Here is a 16686-nt window from a genome sequence, read left to right on the forward strand (position 1 = left end):
GCTCAACGGAAAGTGACGGCCGTCCCCGTATCTGTTGCACAGGGCGCTCGTTTTCTCTGTGAAGGTGCGAGGAACCATTACCTGGTTGCCCGATCGGCTGCTTGGTGGGGTCCACAGCACGCGAGGAAAGCGTCAGCCGTGCGAGAGGGAGCGAGGTCAGGCGTGTGGCCTGAACGCGAGATTCTCAACGAACACCAGCTGCGGCTCGTGCCGACTGCGTCCGAGGACACGGTGGTGGCCGCGCTGGTCGCCGCCGGCCCGGCTCTCGACCCGTCCCGTGCCGCCCGCTCCCGCATGCAGCGCCGGTTGCTCGCCGCCCTGCGCACCGCTGACCGCACCGGCGCGGACCGCACCGCCAGCGAGTCGCTCCGGCTCGCGGTCTCGCACTAGCAACCCCGGGCGGGGGGGCTGGCCCCGTGCCGCTCCTCCCCCGCAGCCGCCCGCGCGCCCTTCCCGCCACTCAGCCGGTCTCGTTGACACGGCCCTCTGGCGCTGTGCGGCGACGGCTAAGGTGGGTGCACGCGGTCGCTCGTCGCCCGAGCACTGCCCGGACGTTCGCTCGGCGACGTTCCCCGTGGTCGGAGCAGAGGGAGTCGGGAGGTGCGCTTGCCTCGAGAGAACAGACGGTTCGGCCGTGCCGTTCCCAGTCCCGCGCAGATTCGTGCGGCCATCGCCGGGGAGGCCAGCGCGACTGCCGGGCTCAAGGCGGCCAGGCGCGCCCGGGCCGTCAGCGCTGCGGAGCCTCCGGACGCAGCGGCAGGCCTCGAGCTCGGCTCCGGCCAGGACACACCCGACACGCCGGTCCCCGATCCCCCGCCGCCGGTTCCCCGGGACCTCACCGCGGCCGCCTTCTTCGACGTCGACAACACCATGGTGATCGGCGCCAGCATCCTGCACTTCGCGCGGGGGCTGGCCGCACGCAAGTACTTCACCGCCGGCGACGTGATGGGCTTCGCCTGGCACCAGGTCCGCTTTCGGGTCAGCGGCAAGGAGCACGTCGCCTCGGTGGCCAGCGGCCGCGAGCAGGCGCTGTCGTTCGTGGCCGGACGGGAGACCGCCGAGATCCGCCGCCTCGGCGAGGAGATCTACGACGAGCTCATCGCCGACAAGATCTGGACCGGAACTCGGGCGCTGGCACAGCTGCACCTGGACGCCGGCCAACAGGTCTGGCTGGTCACCGCCACCCCCGTCGAGCTGGCCGAGATCATCGCCCGCCGCCTCGGCCTCACTGGAGCGCTGGGCACCGTGGCCGAGAGCGAGGGCGGCAAGTTCACCGGTCGCCTGGTGGGCGACATCCTGCACGGCACGGCCAAGGCGCAGGCGGTGCGCTCCCTGGCCGCCCGCGAGGGCCTGGACCTGCGTCGGTGCACCGCCTACTCCGACAGCCACAACGACGTGCCCATGCTGTCGGTGGTGGGCAACGCGGTGGCGGTCAACCCCGACCAGGACCTCCGCGAGGTGGCCAAGGCCCGCGGCTGGCAGATCCGGGACTTCCGCACCGGCCGCAAGGCCGCCAAGATCGGCGTCCCCTCGCTGCTGGGCGCCGGCGCCGTGGCCGGCGCCGTGGCGGCCGGGATGAGCCACCGCCGCGGCGCCTGAGCGCAGCCGAGCGGCCGTCGGCCCGAGGTCGACTCAGCCCAGGAACACGTTGCGCCGCTGGGAGAGCAGCCGGTAGAGCGTCTGCTGGATGGTGTCGCGCACCTGGTCGGCCAGGTCGAAGACCATCATCGGGTCCTCGGCCGCCGCCGGGCCGATCGACGCCGTGTCGATCGGCTCGCCGAACTCGATGTACCACTTGGTGGGCAGCGGCAACAGCCCGAGCGCACCCAGGTGTGGAAACAGCGGCGTCACCGGGAAGTAGGGCAGCCCCAGCGCCTTGGCCGCCACCGTGAGGTCGCCGATCTTGGGGTAGATCTCCTCAGCACCGACGATCGAGCAGGGGATGATCGGCGCCCCCGCTCGCAGAGCCGACGCGACGAAGCCGCCGCGGCCGAAGCGCTGCAGCCGGTAGCGCTCGGAAAAGGGCTTGCCGATGCCCTTGAAGCCCTCGGGCCACACCGCCGCCAGCTCGCCGGTCTCCAGCAGCCGCTGTGCGTCCGCGGCGCAGGCCAGCGTGTGCCCGGCCTTGCGGGCCAGCGAGCCCAGCACCGGCGTCTCGAACAACAGGTCGGCGCCCAGCATCCGCAGCGGGCGGTGGGCGGGATGGTGGTCGTGCAGAGCCACCGCGGTCATCAGGGCGTCCAGCGGAATGACCCCGGAGTGGTTGGCCACCACCAAGGCGCTGCCGGTGTCGGGGACGTTGTGCAGCCCGGTGACGCTGACCCGGAACCAGGAGTCGAACAGCGGCCGCAGCGCGGGCACCAGCACGTGGTCGTTGAGGTCGGGGTCGAAGCCGAACTCGTCGACCGGGTAGGCCCCGTCCAGCCGGCGCCGCAGGAAGGCAGCCACGCCCGCGAGGTGCCCGGCCAACCCACCGGCAGGCTCGCTCCCCACTCCGTCGGCGTCGCGGTCCGCCCCGTGCGCGGGCCCCGCGTCGTGGTGCAGCGGAATCACCTTGGCGCTCATCTCAGCAGTCCCCCCACCGTCGTTGCTCCCGCGGTCAAGGTTCGCACAACGGGCTGGTCGGTGAGCGGACGCAGTCCCTGCGCGCGCAGGAAGCTGTCGTAGGCGTCGGCAGTGCTCCACCGCGGACGGAAGCCCAAAGCCCCCCGCACCCGGCTGGTGTCCAGCACACGGCCGTAGGTCAGCAGCGCCACCTGTGCAGCCGAGAAGCTCACTCGTCGGGTACCGCGCAGCACCCGGCCCACCGGGGCCAGCGCGGGCACCGGCAGCGGCAGCGGCACGCGTCCGGCCCGGCGCACCGCCTGCGACAGCGTCAGCACCCCGTCAGCGGCCACGTTGAACACCCCGGGCACGCCGACCGCGGTGGCCAGCTCCAGCGCCGCCAGGGCGTCGTCGGAGTGCAGCATCTGCAGCCGGGCGTCGAAGCCCAGCGGGGTGGGCACCACGGGCATGGTGAGGTGCTCCGTCAACGGGCCTCGCACCTGCGGGCCGACCAGGTCCGCCAGGCGCAGCACGCTCACGGCCACGTCGGTGCGCCGGCGGGCGAAGGTGCGCACGCAGCTCTCCACCTCGACGGCGTCGGCGGCACCGCGGCTGACCACGGAGTGGGCCGGCTCGTCCTCGCCGAACAGAGCGGGATCGCGCGGCCCGGCGCCGTAGACGGCGGCGGAGGACACCACCACCAGCCGGCGCACCCGCGGTGCGTGCTGGCAGGCCGCGAGCAGCTGCAGGGTGCCCAGCACGTCCAGGCGGGCGCCGCTGCGCTCGTAGCCGGGGCGCTGCGGGCCCTTGTGCACCCCGGCGTGCACCACGGTGTCCACCTCGGCCTGCTCGAGCAGCGTGACCAGCGCGTGGTCACCCAGGTCGGCCTGGTGGAACTCGCTGCGGCCCAGGGACCGCCGGTGTGGGCGCACCGCGTCCACCGCGATGACGCGCTGCACCGACTCGCGGTGGGCGAGCCGGGTGGCCAGCTGGGACGCGAGAAAACCGCTGCCGCCGGTGACCAGCACCACGCGGGGCGGCTCGGCCGGCGCGCTCACCCCCGCACTCCGGCCGGAGGCGCAAGACAGCCCGCCACCGGAGGTGCGGGGTGCTGGGCGACCAGCACTGCACGGGGTGACGGGCTGCGCCGCACGCGAAGTCGCGTAGGGCTACTTGCCGAGCTTGCGGCGCTGCACACGGGTCTTGCGCAGCAGCTTGCGGTGCTTCTTCTTCGACATCCGCTTGCGTCGCTTCTTGATCACTGAACCCATGTGGGTATGTCCTCGCCGTCTGTAGGTAGTTCGTTCGAGCCTGTCAGGTGCACGGGCGGTTGAGCTCAGGCGCCAACACAGCACCAACTGCGCAACACCTTACTAGGCCCTGGCGCTTCGCCTGACCACGGTATCCGCTCGGGTCCCTGCCGGCACGGTCAGCCCGCGTCGAAGTAGGACGTCTCCAGGTAGGCGTGAACTGCTGCGGCGCGCACCCGGAAGGACCGACCCACCCGCACGGCGGGCAGCTCGCCGCTGTGCACCAGGCGGTACACGGTCATCTTGGACACCCGCATCACCTTGGCCACCTCGGCCACGGTGAGGAACTGGGTGTCGGCCAGCGCGGCGGGCCCGTCGCCGGAACCCCCGATCGGGCTCGTGCTTCGAGAAGGGCCCACACCTTCGGGGCCGGATCGTTCTGCAGACATGGTTACCGACTTCCGGCACGTGTCGCGCCGTCGGGCTTCCCCTCCGACGGAACGGGACACGCACGTGCTTGTCCGAGCCTAGCGGGACGGCTGGGGTTTGTGGGATGAGTGTGGTCAGGACTTCGAGGGTGCGCCGAGCTGCACGGAGCGGTCGCGTGCCGCCTCGACCGCCGCGTACATCGCAGCTCGCACCCCATGGTCCTCCAGTGCGCGGACTCCGGCAGCGGTGGTGCCTCCCGGGGAGGAGACGCCCTCGCGCAGCAGCACCGGGTGGGTGCCGGTCTCGCGCAGCACGGTGCTCGCGCCCAGGGCCGACTGGGTGGCCAGCTCGGTGGCCACCGCCCGGCTCAGCCCGAGCATGACGCCCGCGTCGACGAGCGCCTCCACCACGAGGTAGAAGTACGCCGGCCCGGAGCCCGACAGCGCGGTGACCGCGTCCTGCTGGCTCTCCGGCACTCGCACCACCCGGCCCACCGCGCTCATCAGCTCCTCGGCGAGGTCCAGGTGCGCCTCGGTGGCGGCCCGGCCCGGCGACAGCGCGCTCATCGCCTGGCCGACCACCATCGGGGCGTTGGGCATCACCCGCACCACCGGGGTGCCGGCAGGCAGCTGCCCCTCGAAGGTGGTGGTGGGCAGCCCGGCGCACAGCGACACCACGAGGGTGGTGGGGTCGATCCCGGCCAGCTCGCCCAGCAGGGCGTCCACGTCCTGCGGCTTGACCGCGACGAACAGCACGTCGGCGTGCGCAGCGGCCTCGATCGGCGTGACGGCCCGCACGCCGTGGCGCGCCTCGAGCTCGGCAGCCCGCTCGGCGTAGCGCTCGGTGAACACCAGGTCGTCGGGAGCACGACCCGCCCGCAGCAGCCCGGCCAGCAGGGCCTCACCGATCGTTCCCGCACCCAGCACCGCAACCCTCGTCATGGCTGCCATGGTGTCATGCGCGGGTGGTGCGTCAGCGGCCTGGCAGCGGCGCAGCGGGAGCTGGCGCCATCGCCAGCTGGCGGGCCTGGCAGACCATCGTTCCCTTGGAGTCGATCACCACCGCGTCGCCGTCGAACCAGGTGCCGCCCACCACGCTGGTGCTCATCTCCACCCGCAGCCAGCCGGGCGCGGGCTGCGCGCGCAGCAGCGCGGTGAGCTGGACGGTGGGTGCCCAGCCCTGCCGGCCCAGGTTGAGGGTGACCGGCGGCGCGACGTCGCCGGCCATCAGCGCGAACAACGCGTCCGGGTCCTCGCCGGTGGGGCGCACCCAGAGCCGGATCACCGGGTCGCTGGCCACCTCGCCGCGCAGGTACGCGGCGGTCGTCGGGTCCACCCGCATCTCGCAGGCCTTGGACACGTTCACGATGTCGCCCATCGGGTGGGCGCGGACGTCGATGGTGTCCGACGGCGGATCCACCGGCAGCTCCTGCAGCGGGTGCGCCCGCTCGAACGGACCGGCGCCGGTCTCGGCCGGGCCCAGGGTCACCACCACCTGCACCGCGGTGCGCGCCCCCTGGCGCAGCTGCACCTCCACCAGCGACACGGTGCGGCCGCGCTTGGTCACCACGGCCCGCAGCTGCACCGCACCGGGGTCGGGCGGGCTGAGGAAGCTCGCGGACACCGCCAGCGGCTCCACCCCGGCCACGCCCAGCGCCTGCTCGGCGGCGTGGGCGCACAGGGCGAGCAGCAGGCCGCCGTGGGCCTTGGGTCCGATCGTCCAGAGCTCGCCGAGCTGGGCGTGGAACAGCTGCACGTCAGGGTTGTCGCTGGGGTCGGCCGTCAGCTCGAGGGCGGCGCGAAACGGTGCGTTCATGCCCCATCCCTATCACTGCCGCCCGCGCCACCGGCGTCGTGGGCCGCAGTGAGGCTGAGCCCCGGAGTCAGCGCTTGAGGTGGCGGCGCGCGAAGGCGAGCGCCTCGGCGAGCATCGCGGCCCGGTCGCGCCGGGTGCGGGCGGACTGGGAGTTGATCTCCAGCACGGCCACACCGTCGAACCCGGTGGCGGCCAGCGTCTCGCAGACGTGGGCGCACGGCTGGCTGCCGTAGCCCGGCACCAGGTGCTGGTCCACGGCGGCGCCGTCCCCGTCGGCCAGGTGCAGGTGCGCCAGCCGCGAGCCCATCCTGGTGGCCATGGCCACGGCGTCGGTGCCCGCCGTCGCGGTGTGCGAGAGGTCCAGGGTGTAGTGCGGGTACCCCACCTCGGTGGGGTCGATGGACGGCGAGAACGCGGAGATGGACGGGCCCGGCCCGCCCCCGCGGCGAGCCAGCCGCTCGGCACCGGAGGCACCGGCACCGAAGAAGCGGTCGGTGCGCAGCGGGAACATGTTCTCCACCGCCACCACGAGGTCGCTGCGCTCCTCGAGCTCGGCGACCTGGTCGGCGAAGCCGTCGGCGTAGCGGCGCTGCCAGCGGAACGGCGGGTGCACCACCACGGTGCTGGCACCCAGCACGGCCGCGGTGTCCACCGCCCGGTCCAGCCGCGCCACCGGGTCGGAGCCCCACACCCGCTGGGTGATGAGCAGACAGGGAGCGTGCACGGCCAGGACCGGCACGCCGTACCGACGGATCAGCCGGCCCACCGCGGCGGGGTCCTGGCTGACCGGGTCGGTCCACACCATCAGCTCGACGCCGTCGTAGCCCAGGTCGGCGGCCAGCTCGAAGCCGCTCTCCACCGACTCGGGGTAGACCGAGGCCGTGGACAGCGCGATGGGGATGGGCCGCTGCGGCGCGGACCAGCTGCTCTCGGAAGTCATCTGCCAGTCACCTGTCGTCATCCGCCGGCCAGCGTCACCAGGGCGGGGCTCATGGTCACCACGAGACCCACCACGATCGACAGCGGCGTGCTCATGAGATCTTCCCCCCGATGACCGAGCCGGACAACCAGAACGGTACCGGTGGTGGCCACGGCGGCAAGACCAACCGCCGCGAGCGGCCAGGTCTGCCACAGCCAGCGGAACACCAGCCACGCCAGCACCCCCGCCAGCACGGCCAGCGCCAGCTCGGCGCACACCTTCGCGGCACCGGTGGTGGGCGCAGGGGTGGTGGGCGCAGGGGTGGTGGGCACAGCAGCAGCGGCCGGCTCGGCGGTGGTTGCGGGTTCAGCAGCAGGGTCCGGCGCTGGGTCGGGGCGACGGCGGCGTCCGCCTGGCGCGACCGGGGCACGGCCGTTGCGAGCCAGGAGCTCGGCGACCGTCACCGCCGACGTCGGCTCCTGCTCGTGCGTCCCCCCGGCGCGCGTCACAGCCCGTTCTCAGCCCGGTCCAGTCGACGCAGCACCATGCCCTCGCGCAGCGCCCAGGGGCAGATCTCCAGCTCCTCGAGCTGCAGCGCCCGCATGGCCGCCTCGGCCACCAGCGCCCCGGCCACCAGCTGGTAGGACCGGGAGCGGCTCACGCCGTCGACCTCGGCGAGGTCGGCGCCGGACATCCGGGTGATCAGCGGGACCAGCTGGTGCAGGCCCTCCGCGGTGAGCACCCGGCGGACCCGCGGCCCGGCTGCCGACGGGGCGGCTCCGGTGAGGCGGGCCAGCGAGCGGAACGTCTTGGAGGTGGCCACCGCCTTGTCGGGACGGCCCTGGTCGTTGAGCTCCTTGGCGGTGCTGCGCAGCTCGGAGTCCAGCCACTCGCGCAGCGACTCCACCTCGGCCCGCGTGGGCGGGTCCTGTCGCAGGTGGTCCACGGTGAGCCGCCCGGCACCCAGCGGCAGCGACAGCGCCAGGTCGGGCACCTCGTCGATGCCCAGCGCCAGCTCCAGCGACCCGCCGCCGATGTCCAGGCCGAGGATGCGCCCGGCGCTCCAGCCGCACCAGCGGCGCACGGCGAGGAAGGTCAGCCGCGCCTCGTCCGGTCCGGACAGGACCTGCAGCGACACCCCGGTGCGGTCCCGGACGGCGTCCAGCACCTCGATGCTGTTGCCCGCGTCGCGCACGGCGGAGGTGGCGAAGGCCATCATCTCCTCGCAGCGCGAGGTCTCGGCCACGGCCGCGGACTCGCTGACGGCCGCGCAGAGCCGGTCGACGCCGTCGCGGGAGATGTGCCCGGAGCTGTCCAGGTACTCGATGAGCCGCAAGTTCGTCTTGGTCGAGCTCATCGGCGTGGGATGGGCGCCACGATGGGCATCCACCACCTGAAGGTGCACAGTGTTCGAGCCGACGTCCAGCACCCCTAATCGCACGGGCCACACGGTAGCCGGTCTACCGTCGGGTGCTGTGACCGCCAGTGCTGAAGTGGCCTCGGGCTTCCCCCGGGAGTGGGTGGAGCTCACCGATCCGGACGATCCCGAGCACCAGGTTCGGGCTGACCTGACCTGGCTGTTGTCGTCCTGGACCTGCGTGTTCGGCACCCCCGCCTGCCAGGGCACGGTGGCGGGGCGGCCCGACGACGGCTGCTGCTCGCACGGCGCGTTCCTCAGCGACGCCGACGACCGCGACCGGCTCGCCGCAGCGGTGGCCGAGCTGACCGAGCAGGACTGGCAGCTGCACCGCGAGGGCCTGGGGCCGCAGGGCTACCTGGAGGATGACGACCTCGACGACGAGCCGGCGCTGCGCACCCGCCGCACCGACGGCGCGTGTGTGTTCCTCAACCGACCCGGATTCGCCGGTGGCCCCGGGTGCGCGCTGCACCAGCTGGCGCTGCGCCAGGGCCGCCCGCCCATGGAGACCAAGCCCGACGTCTGCTGGCAGCTGCCGATCCGCCGGACCGAGGAGTGGGTGACGCTGGCCGACGGTGCCCAGGTGCTGCAGACCACCGTCGGGGAGTACGACCGGCGCGGCTGGGGCGAGGGTGGGGCCGACCTGCACTGGTGGTGCACCAGCTCCCCCGACGCCCACGTCGGCACCGAGGCGGTGTGGCAGTCCTACCGGCTGGAGCTGATCGGGCTGCTGGGCGCGAGCGTGTACGACGTGCTGGCCGACCTCTGCCGCCGCCGCGCCGGGCTCGGGCTGGTGGCGGTGCACCCGGCCACCAGCACGGCCCAGGACCGGCCGCCCCGCACCGGCTAGGACTGCAGCTTGTAGCCCAGCCCGCGCACGGTGAGCAGGTGCACCGGGTGGGCGGGGTCGGGCTCGATCTTGGCGCGCAGCCGCTTGACGTGGACGTCCAGGGTCTTGGTGTCGCCCACGTAGTCCGCGCCCCACACCCGCTCGATCAGCTGCCCGCGGGTCAGCACGCGGCCGGCGTTGCGCAGCAGGTACTCCAGCAGGTCGAACTCCTTGAGCGGCAGCGACACCTCCTGCTCCCCCACGTGCACGGTGTGCCGGTCGACGTCCATCCGCACCGGCCCGGCCCGCAGCACCGGCTCGCCCAGTGGCTCCGGCTCGGGCTCGGTGCCGCGGCGCAGCACCGCGCGGATGCGCGCGATCAGCTCGCGGGCGGAGTAGGGCTTGGTCACGTAGTCGTCGGCGCCGATCTCCAGCCCGACCACCTTGTCGATCTCGCTGTCCTTGGCGGTCACCATGATCACCGGGACCCTGGAGCGCTGGCGCAGCTGCTTGCACACGTCGGTGCCGCTCATCCCGGGCAGCATCACGTCCAGCAGCACGATGTCGGCGCCGTGCCGGTCGAACTCGGTCAGCGCGGCCGGGCCGTCGCCGGTCACCACGGCCTCGAACCCCTCCTTGCGGAGCAGGAAGGCCAGCGGCTCGGCCAGCGACTCCTCGTCCTCCACGATCAGCACCCTGGTCACTGCGGCTCCTGTCCCGGTGCGTCGTCCCTGTGCGGCTCCGGCGCGGGCCGCGCCGGAGCCTCCTGGTCTGGTCCACTGTGCGCGCCAGGAGCGGGTCCGTCGTCCTCCACGCGCGCGGGCAGGCGCAGGGTGAACGTCGACCCGGTGCCCGGCCGGCTCCACAACCGCACGTCGCCGTTGTGGTTGGCGGCCACGTGCTTGACGATGGCCAGGCCCAGCCCGGTGCCGCCGGTGGCCCGCGAGCGGCCCGGGTCCACCCGGAAGAACCGCTCGAACACCCGCTCGTGCAGGTCCGGCGGGATGCCCACGCCGCGGTCGGTGACGCTCACCTCCACGCGCCCCTCGCGCAGGGCACGGCTCACCGAGACCGCTCGTCCCGGCGGGGAGTAGGAGATGGCGTTCTCCACCAGGTTGGTCAGCGCGGTGAGCAGCAGCCGGCGATCACCCGAGACCTCCAGCCCCCGGGGCGCGTCGGCGGTCACCTCGATGCCGGCCGCCTCCGCGCTCAGGCGGGTGCGCTCGAGCACCTCAGCGACCAGCGCGTCGACGTCGACGATCTCCAGGCCCGGCAGCCGCTCCGCACCCTGGAGCCGGGACAGCTCGATCAGCTCGGTGACCAGCGCGCCCAGCCGACGGGCCTCGTGGTGCAGCCGGCCGCCGAAGTGCCGGACCGCCTCGGGGTCATCGGCCGACTCCAGCAGCGCCTCCGCCTGCAGCGCCATCGCTCCCACCGGCGTCTTGAGCTCGTGGCTGACGTTGGCCACGAAGTCGCGGCGGGCGGCCTCCAGGCGCACCTGCTCGCTCTCGTCGTTGGCGTCGATCACCACGAACCGGCGACCGGAGTCGGTGAGCAGGCGCTCGCGCAGGTGCACCGTCATCGGGGTGCGGCGCAGGTGCGTCTCCGGCCAGGAGAGGTCGAGCTCGGTGGTGCGGCCGTGCTCGAGCACCGTGCGGGCGGCCGCGGCGACGGAGGGCTCGAGGCGGCGGTTGACCACCACCCCGAGCTGCTCGGCCCGCGGGTTGTGCAGCAGCACGTCACCGAAGTGGTCGACGACGGCGATGCCGGTGAGCGAGGACTCGAACACCTGCTGGAGCACCTCGCGGACGGTGATCCCCGCCGCGGCCACCCGGCGCTGCTCCTGCCGGCGCAGGCCCAGCATCACCAGCACGCCGAGCAGCCCGCCCAGCACGGCGGCACCGACCGCGAGCAGCACGGCACTGAGCACGGTCACAGGCGGATCGTACGTTCCGGCGAGGAGCGCTCAGCACCACCCAGAGTCACCACAGGTCCCTGTCCAGGGCCTTGATGGCGTACGTGCACGCACTGTTCACCTGCTGTTCGACCGACCGTCAACCAGTGCTCGGTGCTAGCCGGCCTTGCCCTGGTTGGCCACTGCCGCCGCACCCGCGGCGGCCGCCTCGGGGTCGAGGTACTCCCCGCCCGGCACCACCGGCTTGAGGTCGGCGTCGAGGTCGTAGCGCAGCGGGATGCCGGTGGGGATGTTCAGCCCGGCGATGTCGTCGTCGGAGATCCCGTCCAGGTGCTTGACCAGCGCACGCAGGGAGTTGCCGTGCGCGGCGACGAGCACCGTCCTGCCCGCCCGCAGGTCCGGCACGATGGCCGACTCCCAGTAGGGCAGCAGCCGGGCGACGACGTCGGCCAGGCACTCCGTCAGCGGGCCGCCGTCGATGTCGGCGTAGCGCGGGTCGGTGTCCTGGCTGTACTCGCTGCCCGCGGCGATGGGCGGCGGAGGGGTGTCGTAGCTGCGGCGCCAGAGCATGAACTGCTCCTCGCCGAACTCGTCCTTGGTCTCCTGCTTGTTCTTGCCCTGCAGGGCGCCGTAGTGGCGCTCGTTCAGGCGCCAGTCCCGGCGCACCGGGATCCAGTGCCGGTCGGCCGTGTCCAGCGCCAGCGCGGCGGTGGTGATGGCACGCCGCAGCAGCGAGGTGTGCAGCACGTCGGGCAGCAGGTCGTGCTCGGTGAGCAGCTCCCCGCCACGCACGGCCTCCGCGCGGCCCTTGTCGGTGAGCGGGACGTCCACCCAGCCGGTGAACTGCCCGGAGGCGTTCCACGTGCTCTCACCGTGGCGTAGCAGGACAAGGGTTCCGGTACTCGCTGGCGCGCTCATGCCCACATCTTGACAGACGGCGCGGGCCCACCGATCCGTGGACCGGTGGGCCTGCGCCGAGCCGAAGCGGGGGCCGGTGCCTCAGACCGCGGCCTGCTTGGCGCGCAGGTCCTTGCGCAGGATCTTGCCCGCCGCCGACTTCGGGATGGCCTCCAGGAACTCCACCTGGCGCACCTTCTTGTACGGGGCGACCTTGCTGGCCACGAAGTCCATCACCTCCTCGGCGCTGAGCTCCGCCCCGGGCTGGCGCACCACGAAGGCCTTGGGCACCTCCTCGCCCTCGGCGTCGGTCACCCCGATGCAGGCCGCGTCGGCGATCTTGTCGTGGGTGAGCAGCAGCGCCTCCAGCTCCGCCGGCGGCACCTGGTAGCCCTTGTACTTGATGAGCTCCTTGACCCGGTCGACGATGGTGACGTAGCCCTCGGCGGAGACGGTGGCGACGTCCCCGGTGTGCAGGAAGCCGTCCTCGTCCAGGGTGACCGCGGTGGCCTCCGGGTTCTCCAGGTAGCCCAGCATGATGTTGGGCCCCTTGCACCACAGCTCGCCCGGCGCGCTGGTCCCCTCGGCGGGCACCTCGATCTCCGTGCCGTCGGCGTCCACGATCTTGCACTCCATGTTGGGCAGCGTCAGTCCCACGGTGCCGAGCGGGACGTCGTCGCGGTCGTCGGGCATGGAGTGGCTGACCGGGCTCATCTCGCTCATGCCGTAGCCCTGGCGCACCTCGCAGCCCAGCCGCTCGGCCACCTTGTGGCCCAGCTCGGCGTCCAGCGGGGCCGCGCCGGAGAACACCACCTTGATGGAGGAGGTGTCGTGCTCCTCGACCATCGGGTGCTTGGCCAGCGCCACCGCCACCGGAGGGGCGATGAAGACGTAGGTGCACTGCTGCTCGGCGATCACCCGCAGGAAGTCGGCCAGGTCGAACCGCGGGAGGGTGACCACCGTGGCGCCGCGCGCCAGGCTCGAGTTCATCAGCACGCTCATGCCGTAGATGTGGAAGAACGGCAGCACCGCCAGGACCTTGTCGTCGGAGGTGAGGCGGATCATCGAGCCGCTCTGCTCGACGTTGGCCACCAGGTTGCGGTGGCTGAGCATCACGCCCTTGGCCCGGCCGGTGGTGCCCGAGGAGTAGGGCAGCACCGCGACGTGGGTGGCGGGGTCGAGCTCGACCTGCGGCGGCGGTGCCCCGGTGCTCAGCAGCTCCCGCAGCGAGGTGCGGTCGGGGTGCACGTCCGGGGAGCCGTCGATGAGGACCACGTTCTCCGGGGCGATGCCCACCGTGGCGGCGGCGTCGTCGGCCTGCGGCAGGAACAGGGAGATGGTGAACAGGTACTTCGCCTTGGCGTCGCTGAGCTGGCTGGCGATCTCGCCGGCGGTGTAGAGGGAGTTAATGGTGGTGGCCGTGCCCCCCGCGCGCAGGATGCCGTGGAACACGGTGGCGAAGGCGGGGACGTTGGGGCACAGCAACCCGGCCACGTCGCCCTGGTGGAAGCCCCGCTGGGCGAGGCCGCCGGCGAGGGCGTTGACCTGCCCCACGAGCTGGCCGTAGGTGGTGACCGCACCGCTGGTGCCGTCCACCAGCGCCGGCCGCGCCGCCAGCGCCTCGTCCTCGGCAACCTTCCCGAACAGGAAGTCGAACAGGCTGGTGTCGGGGATCTCGACGTCGGGGAAGGGGCTGTGGAAGCTCATCGCACTCCTCAAGGTGATGGTGGTGCACATCACATTACGGGAGTGGTGGTTTGTCCGCTTCGTCGATGAGGTGGGTGAAGGCCTGCAGGTTGCGCAGCGACTCCCCGCGGGAGACCCGCCACGCCCACTCCCGCCGGATGGAGGTGGCGAAGCCGAGCTCGAGCAGGGTGTTGAAGTCACCGTCGGCGGCCTCGAGCACCTGCCCCAGGACGCGGTCGAGCTCGTCGGAGGTGACGTTCTCCCTGGCCACCTGGCCCACCAGGTAGATGTCGCCGGCCTTGTCGATCGTGTAGTGCACCCCGAAGAGGTGCCGGTTGCGGCGCAGCAGGAACTCGTGCACGCCCTCCCGGTTCTCGTCGGGGTGGCGGCAGACGAACGCCTCGACCCGCAGGCCGTGGTTGCCGATGGTGAGCATGCAGGTGGTCTGCAGCCGGGCCTCCCCCGGCAGCACCACCAGGAACAGCTCCGGGCTCTGCCGGGTGTAGTCCAGCTCCCGGTCGATCAGCGTGGTCTCGATGACCTCCGCGGTGCGCGCCGGACCGGACCGGCCGGCCGTGGTGCCGTCGGAGGTGGTGGTCTCGCTCATGCGCGCACCCCGCTGACCCGGCGGGCCCGCAGGCTGCGGGGGGCGGAGCGCACCGGGGCGCTGGGCAGCGGCGGCATCATGGCCCTCGCCTTCGCGTAGGTGTCCAACAGGGCGTCGGCCGTGCGGTCCCAGGAGAACTGCGCGGCGTGCTCGGGGGCTGCCGTGGCCAGGGCCTGCCGGCGAGCGGGGTGGTCGACCACCTGGGCGAGGGCGTCCGCCCAGTCCTGGGTGCGGTGGGTGGGCACGAGCAGCCCGGTGACTCCGTCGCGCACCGCCACCCCCAGCCCGCCGACGTCGGCGGCCACCACCGGGGTGCCACAGGCCTGCGCCTCCAGCGCCACCAGGCCGAAGGACTCCGAGTGCGAGGGCACCGCCACCACGTCGGAGGCGCGGTAGACGTCGGCCAGCTGCTCGGGCGGCTGCGGGGGCAGGAAGGTGACCGAGCTGGTGATCCCCAGCTCGGCGGCCAGGCCCACCAGTGACTCCGGCTGCTCCAGCCCGCTGCCGGAGGGCCCGCCCACCACCAGCGCGCGCAGGCGGCGACGGGGGTCGCGACGCAGTAGCTCGGCCACCGCTCGCAGCAGCACGTCCGGCGCCTTCAGCGGCTGGATGCGGCCCACGAAGCTGAGCACCACCTCGTCGCCGGCGATGCCGAGGGCGGCCCGGGCGGCGGCCCGGTCGCCCACCCGGAAGCGCTGCAGGTCCGCGCCCGGGGCGATGGTGTCCACCCGGGCGGGGTCGGCGTCGTAGAGGTCGATGAGCTGGCTGGCCTCGGCGGAGGTGTTGGCCACCAGCCGGTCGGCCTCGGCCACCACCTGCTGCTCGCCGATGAGGCGCACCTTGGGCTCGGGGGCGTCGCCGGTGGCCAGCGCGGCGTTCTTCACCTTGGCCAGGGTGTGCGCGGTGTGCACCAGCGGCACCCCCCAGCGATCCCTGGCGAGCCAGCCCACCTGCCCGGAGAGCCAGTAGTGGGAGTGCACCAGGTCGTAGTAGCCGGCGTCGTGGCGCGCCTCGGCGCGCAGCACCCCGGCGGTGAAGGCGCACAGCTGCGCAGGCAGCTCGTCCTTGTCCAGCCCCGAGAAGGGGCCGGCGACGACGTTGCGCACCAGCACGCCGGGGGCGGCCTGCACCACGGGCGGGGCCGCCGAGGACGTGGCCCGGGTGAAGATCTCCACCTCCACGCCCCGGCGCGCCATCCGCAGCGCGGTCTGCAGGACGTAGACGTTCATCCCGCCGGCGTCACCGGTGCCGGGCTGCTCCAGCGGAGAGGTGTGCACGGACAGCACGGCGACCCGACGGGGAAGGGCCTGGTCGCTGGTCACCCGACCATCTTGCCTTCCGCGCCCCGCAGGGGCGACGCCGAGGGGCTGCGCCCTGCGTCACCCACGGGGTCCACCACTGCGTCGTCGCTGCCGTGCAGCAGCACCACGGCGGGGCTGGTGGGGTCCCCGGCGTGCCGGTAGGCCAGCCGCGTCTCGTCCGCGCTCACCGCGTCCGCAGAGTGCATCCGCACAGGGTAGGCGTCGCGCCCGGCGCCGGGGGGCTGCCCGTCGCTGTCCCCGGCGGCCTAGATTCGGCCCATGAGCACTGAGCCCAGCAGCCCGTCCGACCACGGCGACGCCCCCTCCCGCCCGCCGTCCGGCCGGCGCACCGCGGTGGTCACCGGCGCCAGCTCCGGGATCGGGGCGGCCACCGCCCGGGTGCTGGCCGCCGCCGGCTACCACGTGGTGCTGGGCGCTCGTCGCGTCGAGCGCTGCCAAGCCATCGCCGCCGAGATCGACGGCACCGCGCTCGCCCTGGACGTGACCGACCAGGAGTCGGTGGACGCCTTCGTCGCCGCTGCCGGCCCGGTGAGCGTGCTGGTGAACAACGCCGGTGGCGCCAAGGGCCTGGCCCCGCTGGCCGAGGCCGACCTGAACGACTGGCGCTGGATGTGGGAGACCAACGTGCTGGGCACGGTGCGGATGACCAAGGCGCTGCTGCCCGCGCTGGTCGCCTCCGGCGACGGCCTGGTGGTGACGGTGACCTCCACGGCGGCGCTGGAGACCTACGACAACGGCTCGGGCTACACCTCGGCCAAGCACGCCCAGGCGGTGGCCCACCGCACACTGCGCGGCGAGCTGCTGGGCCAGCCGGTGCGGTTCACCGAGATCTGCCCGGGCCTGGTGGAGACGGACTTCTCGCGGGTGCGCTTCAAGGGTGACGAGGAGCGGGCGGCCGCCGTCTACGCCGGCCTCACCCCGCTGACGGCCGAGGACGTGGCCGAGGTCATCGGCTTCGTGGCCACCCGGCCGGCGCACGTGGACCTCGACCAGGTGGTCATCCGGCCGCGGGAGCAGGCGTCGTCCATGCGGGTGCACCGCAGCTGAGCTGCGCAG

19 protein-coding genes and 1 pseudogene are annotated in these 16686 nt (G+C 73.1%); 4 read left to right on the forward strand and 16 right to left on the reverse strand.

All coding sequences use genetic code 11. The features are described 5' to 3' along the window. The first annotated feature begins 207 nt into the window (after window positions 1–207). Together ELX43_RS14700 and ELX43_RS14705 are read left to right on the forward strand one after the other, a co-directional pair. Window positions 208–390 carry a hypothetical protein gene (locus tag ELX43_RS14700; protein WP_127784069.1) on the forward strand — a complete coding sequence of 61 codons (183 nt, stop codon included), beginning with the start codon at window positions 208–210 and terminating at the stop codon, window positions 388–390. A 210-nt stretch (window positions 391–600) separates the two neighbouring features. Next, a complete protein-coding gene (locus tag ELX43_RS14705; protein WP_127784070.1) occupies window positions 601–1599 on the forward strand; it encodes an HAD-IB family hydrolase in 999 nt (332 codons plus the stop codon). A 33-nt stretch (window positions 1600–1632) separates the two neighbouring features. On the opposite strand, the pseudogene ELX43_RS14710 reads toward ELX43_RS14705, so the two are convergent. The 9 genes and pseudogenes from ELX43_RS14710 to ELX43_RS14750 all read right to left on the reverse strand — a co-directional run. Continuing rightward, window positions 1633–2469: pseudogene (locus tag ELX43_RS14710) on the reverse strand (lysophospholipid acyltransferase family protein); the annotation flags it as partial. Window positions 2470–2561: 92 nt separating this feature from the next. Continuing rightward, window positions 2562–3602 carry an NAD-dependent epimerase/dehydratase family protein gene (locus ELX43_RS14715; RefSeq protein WP_206518028.1) on the reverse strand — a complete coding sequence of 347 codons (1041 nt, stop codon included), beginning with the start codon at window positions 3600–3602 and terminating at the stop codon, window positions 2562–2564. Between the two features lie 111 nt (window positions 3603–3713). Beyond that, window positions 3714–3815: an AURKAIP1/COX24 domain-containing protein gene (locus tag ELX43_RS14720; RefSeq protein WP_010241351.1), complete on the reverse strand. Its 102-nt coding sequence runs from the start codon at window positions 3813–3815 to the stop codon at window positions 3714–3716. A gap of 158 nt (window positions 3816–3973) precedes the next feature. Further along, window positions 3974–4243: a helix-turn-helix domain-containing protein gene (locus tag ELX43_RS14725; protein ID WP_206518029.1), complete on the reverse strand. Its 270-nt coding sequence runs from the start codon at window positions 4241–4243 to the stop codon at window positions 3974–3976. A gap of 114 nt (window positions 4244–4357) precedes the next feature. Continuing rightward, entirely contained in the window at window positions 4358–5164 is an 807-nt protein-coding gene (proC, locus tag ELX43_RS14730) for a pyrroline-5-carboxylate reductase (protein ID WP_127784072.1), read from the reverse strand. A gap of 31 nt (window positions 5165–5195) precedes the next feature. Continuing rightward, window positions 5196–6038, reverse strand: a complete 843-nt coding sequence (locus ELX43_RS14735) for a thioesterase family protein (RefSeq protein ID WP_127784073.1) — start codon at window positions 6036–6038, stop codon at window positions 5196–5198. A 67-nt stretch (window positions 6039–6105) separates the two neighbouring features. Beyond that, window positions 6106–6978, reverse strand: coding sequence for a sugar phosphate isomerase/epimerase (locus ELX43_RS14740; RefSeq protein WP_127784074.1), 873 nt, complete (start codon window positions 6976–6978; stop codon window positions 6106–6108). 17 nt (window positions 6979–6995) lie between these two features. Further along, a complete protein-coding gene (locus ELX43_RS14745; protein WP_127784075.1) occupies window positions 6996–7466 on the reverse strand; it encodes a hypothetical protein in 471 nt (156 codons plus the stop codon). Then, complete coding sequence (locus ELX43_RS14750; RefSeq protein WP_127784076.1) at window positions 7463–8398, reverse strand: Ppx/GppA phosphatase family protein; 936 nt, start codon at window positions 8396–8398, stop codon at window positions 7463–7465. Before ELX43_RS14750 ends, ELX43_RS14745 begins: the two co-directional genes overlap by 4 nt. Window positions 8399–8432: 34 nt before the next feature. Here ELX43_RS14750 and ELX43_RS14755 point away from each other — a divergent pair, with 34 nt between their 5' ends. Then, window positions 8433–9224 carry a hypothetical protein gene (locus tag ELX43_RS14755; protein ID WP_127784077.1) on the forward strand — a complete coding sequence of 264 codons (792 nt, stop codon included), beginning with the start codon at window positions 8433–8435 and terminating at the stop codon, window positions 9222–9224. On the opposite strand, the gene ELX43_RS14760 is transcribed toward ELX43_RS14755, so the two are convergent. From ELX43_RS14760 to ELX43_RS14790, 7 genes are all read right to left on the reverse strand, one after another. Continuing rightward, window positions 9221–9907, reverse strand: a complete 687-nt coding sequence (locus tag ELX43_RS14760) for a response regulator transcription factor (protein WP_127784078.1) — start codon at window positions 9905–9907, stop codon at window positions 9221–9223. The genes ELX43_RS14755 and ELX43_RS14760 overlap by 4 nt on opposite strands. Next, window positions 9904–11139, reverse strand: coding sequence for an ATP-binding protein (locus ELX43_RS14765; protein WP_127784079.1), 1236 nt, complete (start codon window positions 11137–11139; stop codon window positions 9904–9906). The genes ELX43_RS14760 and ELX43_RS14765 overlap by 4 nt, the downstream gene beginning before the upstream one ends. A gap of 135 nt (window positions 11140–11274) precedes the next feature. After that, a complete protein-coding gene (locus ELX43_RS14770) occupies window positions 11275–12036 on the reverse strand; it encodes a phosphoglyceromutase (RefSeq protein WP_127784080.1) in 762 nt (253 codons plus the stop codon). A gap of 81 nt (window positions 12037–12117) precedes the next feature. Further along, window positions 12118–13722, reverse strand: coding sequence for an AMP-binding protein (locus ELX43_RS14775; RefSeq protein ID WP_127784081.1), 1605 nt, complete (start codon window positions 13720–13722; stop codon window positions 12118–12120). A 34-nt stretch (window positions 13723–13756) separates the two neighbouring features. Then, a complete protein-coding gene (locus ELX43_RS14780) occupies window positions 13757–14308 on the reverse strand; it encodes a YbjN domain-containing protein (RefSeq protein WP_127784082.1) in 552 nt (183 codons plus the stop codon). Further along, a complete protein-coding gene (gene mshA, locus ELX43_RS14785) occupies window positions 14305–15630 on the reverse strand; it encodes a D-inositol-3-phosphate glycosyltransferase (protein WP_127784083.1) in 1326 nt (441 codons plus the stop codon). Before mshA ends, ELX43_RS14780 begins: the two co-directional genes overlap by 4 nt. After that, window positions 15627–15815: a hypothetical protein gene (locus tag ELX43_RS14790; RefSeq protein WP_127784084.1), complete on the reverse strand. Its 189-nt coding sequence runs from the start codon at window positions 15813–15815 to the stop codon at window positions 15627–15629. The genes mshA and ELX43_RS14790 overlap by 4 nt, the downstream gene beginning before the upstream one ends. A 73-nt stretch (window positions 15816–15888) precedes the next feature. On the opposite strand from ELX43_RS14790, the gene ELX43_RS14795 reads away from it, so the two are divergent. Further along, the gene (locus tag ELX43_RS14795) at window positions 15889–16677 is read left to right on the forward strand and encodes an SDR family oxidoreductase (RefSeq protein ID WP_127784085.1); all 789 of its coding nucleotides are present in this window, start codon (window positions 15889–15891) and stop codon (window positions 16675–16677) included. The last annotated feature ends 9 nt before the right edge of the window (window positions 16678–16686 follow it).

Origin of the sequence: Rhodococcus sp. X156, assembly GCF_004006015.1 — a bacterium.
In the GTDB taxonomy this organism is placed as follows: Bacteria; Actinomycetota; Actinomycetes; order Mycobacteriales; family Mycobacteriaceae; genus X156.